The 4,306-nt window shown below is 36.4% G+C and carries 4 protein-coding genes and 1 pseudogene; 4 read left to right on the top strand and 1 reads right to left on the bottom strand.

Going from position 1 to position 4,306, the window contains the following annotated elements; all coding sequences use genetic code 11:
• The 3 genes and pseudogenes from Q0O89_RS10335 to Q0O89_RS10325 all read left to right on the top strand — a co-directional run.
• Window positions 1–107: pseudogene (locus tag Q0O89_RS10335) on the top strand (alpha/beta hydrolase-fold protein); the annotation flags it as partial.
• Between the two features lie 325 nt (window positions 108–432).
• A complete protein-coding gene (gene mltF, locus Q0O89_RS10330; protein ID WP_293731610.1) occupies window positions 433–1,878 on the top strand; it encodes a membrane-bound lytic murein transglycosylase MltF in 1,446 nt (481 codons plus the stop codon).
• Window positions 1,879–1,887: 9 nt separating this feature from the next.
• Window positions 1,888–2,046, top strand: a complete 159-nt coding sequence (locus Q0O89_RS10325) for a hypothetical protein (protein WP_293731609.1) — start codon at window positions 1,888–1,890, stop codon at window positions 2,044–2,046.
• A 78-nt stretch (window positions 2,047–2,124) separates the two neighbouring features.
• Here the strand turns inward: Q0O89_RS10325 and Q0O89_RS10320 are convergent, their stop codons facing one another.
• Window positions 2,125–3,120 (bottom strand): YeiH family protein, encoded by a 996-nt coding sequence (locus Q0O89_RS10320; RefSeq protein ID WP_293731608.1) that lies wholly within the window; start codon window positions 3,118–3,120, stop codon window positions 2,125–2,127.
• Between the two features lie 104 nt (window positions 3,121–3,224).
• Between Q0O89_RS10320 and Q0O89_RS10315 the strand changes: the two genes are divergently transcribed.
• Complete coding sequence (locus Q0O89_RS10315; RefSeq protein WP_293731607.1) at window positions 3,225–4,103, top strand: LysR family transcriptional regulator; 879 nt, start codon at window positions 3,225–3,227, stop codon at window positions 4,101–4,103.
• Window positions 4,104–4,306: the final 203 nt, after the last annotated feature.

Raw genomic sequence — 4,306 nt, 5'->3', positions numbered from 1 at the left:
CAGCTTGGTTTGATTATTGGGGACACGATGTCGATCACGACTGGCCTTGGTGGCGCGTCCAGATGCCTTATTTCTTAGGTAAATTAGAAGAGCAAGGGATTATCTAACTAAAGTCAGATACCGACAACGCCTACGGTATAATCGATTATCTCCTATAGAGTAGCTTTAGCACTCATAATTAATGATTTGACATAGTAAATAAAAGAGTTGGTAATAATTATTCTTCTAATTATTACCAACTCTCTTTATAAGAAATCCTTTTCTAACATAATCTTATGCCACTTCATTAACCGTTATAAATAGATAACTTATATTTCGGTTCTTTCTCCAACAAATTTGTTGTTTTCTCATTATTGTTATATTCTATTTTTGCATTTCCTAAATTAATCGTTAAAATGCCATAGTTACTATTTTTAATTTTGTAGGTTTCATTTGAAAGGTTTAGTTATCCGAATATTTGCAGCAGTTGCGTTACTGTTATGGGCGATTGATATGGTTTTCCCATGGCAACAATTAATGCGCTCTGAAGAAAATCATTATACGGTCTTGAAAGAGCGTGGCTCCTTAATTGTCGGTACGTTAAATAACCCTGTTTCTTATTTTATTAATGCGGAAGGACAGGCTGGGTTGGAATACGATCTTAGTAAAGCCTTTGCGGATTATTTAGCGGTTGAATTAAAAATCGAAGTCTTTGAAAATATCGAAGATCTCTTTGCCGCATTAGAAGCACATCAAATCGATGTCGCTGCCGCCAATTTACTTTATCACCCGAAAAAATTAGAACAATTTCAATTAGGCCCTGCTTATTATTCTGCATCTTGGCAACTCGTTTATCGGAAAGGTGAAACGCGCCCAACTTCATTAGCCCAATTAAAAGGGAAATTAGCGGTCACGAATCATCCTCAATTACTAGAAATTCTCGCTGAACAGAGAGAAAAATTACCAAATCTCACCTGGACATTACAAAATCGCCGTACGCCGGAAAGTTTATTATTGCAAGTCGCGGATGGAAAGATTGACTATACCATCGCTAATTCTATTGATGTGTCCGCGGCTCAACAAGTTAGACCTGAATTAGCGGTTGCTTTTGACGTGACCGATGAAGCCAGTGTGCATTGGTATCTTCCCAATAGTTCTTATAATGATTTACAAGCTGCGCTGCTTGATTTTATGAACAGTGCCATTGAAAATGGACTCATCGCGCGCATAGAAGAAAAATACTTTAATCATTTCCGTAAATTTGATTATGTGGATATGCGTTCCTACACGCAAGCCATTGAAAAAGTCCTACCGAAATACGCACCGTTATTTGAAAAATATCAAGGCGATTTAGATTGGCGTTTATTGGCTGCAGTGGCTTATCAAGAATCGCACTGGGATGAAAATGCCACTTCGCCAACAGGAGTTCGTGGCATGATGATGCTTACAAGAGCGACTGCTGATAGGATGAAAATTACAGATCGTACGGATGCTGAACAAAGTATCAAAGCAGGAGCAGAATATTTACATTGGCTGATATCTCAAGTTCCGGACAGTATTCCGCAAGAAGATCGCATTTGGTTTGCATTGGCTGGTTATAATATGGGACTAGGTCATATGTTAGACGCTCGCCGATTGACCAAAAATCTAGGGGGAGATCCGGATAACTGGCTTGATGTGAAAAAAAATCTACCGCTGTTAGCAGAAAAACGGCATTATACAAACTTAAAATATGGTTATGCGCGTGGTTATGAAGCCTTTCAATACGTAGAAAATATTCGTCGTTATATGAACAGCATGATGAATTACCACCGTGTCCAGATAGAGCAAGAAAATCAGTCTGCTGATATTGAAAGTAACGAATCCGAAACAATAATAAATCAAGAAAACGATAAATAAGGAGATCCTATGGCAACCCGAAGAATGCATTTAAAGAAAAGCCGAAAACCATTAAGTCTCGCTAGAGCAAGACGAACACAGCGATTAAAAAACTTACGTCGTCATAAAAATAAAATTTCCGAACGAAAAAGTTTACATTTCTTTCTTTTACAAAATGATATTGCTTAAGTTCGTACAAGCTACAGTGCTAAACGAAAGCATGTAGCTTGTCTTATATTAAAAAATATTCTAAATTCTGACCGCACTTTATGAGAAAAACAGCTGCATCATATAATTAATCCCCGCCCCCCATAAGACTAACCAAAGAAAAACACTTCCTCCTAGGATCAAGGGTTTTATTCCAGCCTGTCTCACAGCTTTAACCTGAGTCGTTAATCCCATAGCTGCCATTGCCATCATTAATGCTAATACGGAGCCCTGACGCAACACATTCACATTAGATTCTGAGATCCAACCTGTAGAATTAATTAAAGATGCAATAATAAAGAGAAGAGCAAACCAAGGTATTGTAAATTTTTGCTGACTCTTTTGAGATTTTTGTAAATATAACGACAAGCAAATCAAAAATGGAGCCAACATCATCACTCGGATCATCTTACTGATCACCGCTGTATCCGCTAAAGACGAATTAAGCATTTTACCTGCACTATAAACCTGTGCTACTTCATGCACAGTAGAACCAATATAAATACCAAACTGCTGCTCCGTTAATGGCATTACACCATATAACCACGGATATAAGAACATAGCTATCGTGCCAAAAATTACAATTAACGCAACTGCAACTGCAACCTTGTGCGAATCAGCCTTCACCACAGATTGAGCACCTAAAATTGCCGCAACCCCGCAAATACTACAGCCAGTTGCGGTAAGATAAACTACTTGTTTATCTAGTTTCAATAGACGAATGCCTAAAAAACATGTGATACAAAAAGTTGAAATAAGCAATATCGTATCAGTAAACATAGCATTCACACCTACCTGACTAATATCTTGTAAAGTTAAATTGAACCCATAAAGTACAATCCCTATTCTCAATAACACGCTTTTACTAAAGGCCACGCCCGGATGAATATACATTTCAACTTTGTTATAGAGTGTATTGCCGAATAAACACCCCAACAATATGACTAAGACTAAAGGGCTGAGATGATAATCTATTGCCCACTGTGTTTGCGCTAAAAACATTGCAACCGCCGTAATCATGCCTACAAAAATCACTCCTAAAATATTATGTTTCATATTTTTCCTTTATTTATATTTTTTGGTAAAATAACTGAAATACTTAAATAAGTAAAATTGAGATTTTTGATATACTTAATCAATTTTATTAATAAGGATATGTAATGCGGCTAACTCTAAAACAACTCTCCGTTTTTATTACGGTTTACCGATTCGGCAAAACTACTCAAGCCGGGGAAGAACTCTCATTGTCACAACCTGCAATTAGTAGTGCGTTAAGCGAATTAGAAAAGCTATTAGAAATTCAACTATTTGAACGGAATGGTAAAAGGCTTATTGCGACTAAAGCAGCCGATAAACTTTACCCACAAGCAATGAGCTTAATCAGTCAGGCAAAGGCAATAGAAAAAATATTTCTTATAGAAAAAGTACAGCTACATATTGGGGCTAGCACGACTGTTGGAAATTACCTATTACCCAAACTGATTTCAGACTTTATGAAAGCCAATTCTCATATTGAAATTATTTTACATGTACATAACACGAAAGAAATTTGTGAAGGAGTACGAAATTTTAATTATGATGCGGGCTTTATTGAAGGTGACAACTTATTTGATGAATTAATAGCAGAGGCCTGGCAACAAGATGAATTAATGCTATTTTGTTCAGCAAATACTCGTTTTCTACAAACTAAACAGAATAAGATCACATTAGAACACTTGCAAAAATTGCCGTTAGTATTACGCGAGCAAGGTTCTGGTACGCGTGAAACGATTGAACGGTTAATTTTATTCAAATTATCTAATTATAATGCCATGCAGCTCTATCATTCTGAAGCTATTCGCCAAGCTGTCATTCATGATTTTGGTATTGGTTGTCTATCAAAATATGTATTGGATGATGCATATGAATTAGGAAAAATCCGTTATTTATCACTGACCGGACACAAATTAATGCGAACATTATGGCTAATTACACACCATAATAAACATATTTCAGAACCATTAGCTCAGTTTCTAGAATTCTGTCGAAAAAATAAATAATCATTCTTCTCATTCATACCTTAAGTATGATTAAAGTCATACAGCTTAACACAAGCACCTATCAAAAGAACAATCGACATTTTTATATGATTTTACTTGTATTTACCCATTAATTCTGTATAATTTCCGCCCTGCAGTCACATTTTATTTTTCGTTCCTTGCTTCCGCAGATTAGTGGCTGGATCAACAGTCGGAGGCTGATT

The organism is uncultured Actinobacillus sp. (assembly GCF_945915845.1).
In the GTDB taxonomy this organism is placed as follows: Bacteria; Pseudomonadota; Gammaproteobacteria; order Enterobacterales; family Pasteurellaceae; genus Exercitatus.
Note: the sequence above shows the minus strand (reverse complement) of the source record. Positions and strands in the feature narration are given on the sequence as shown.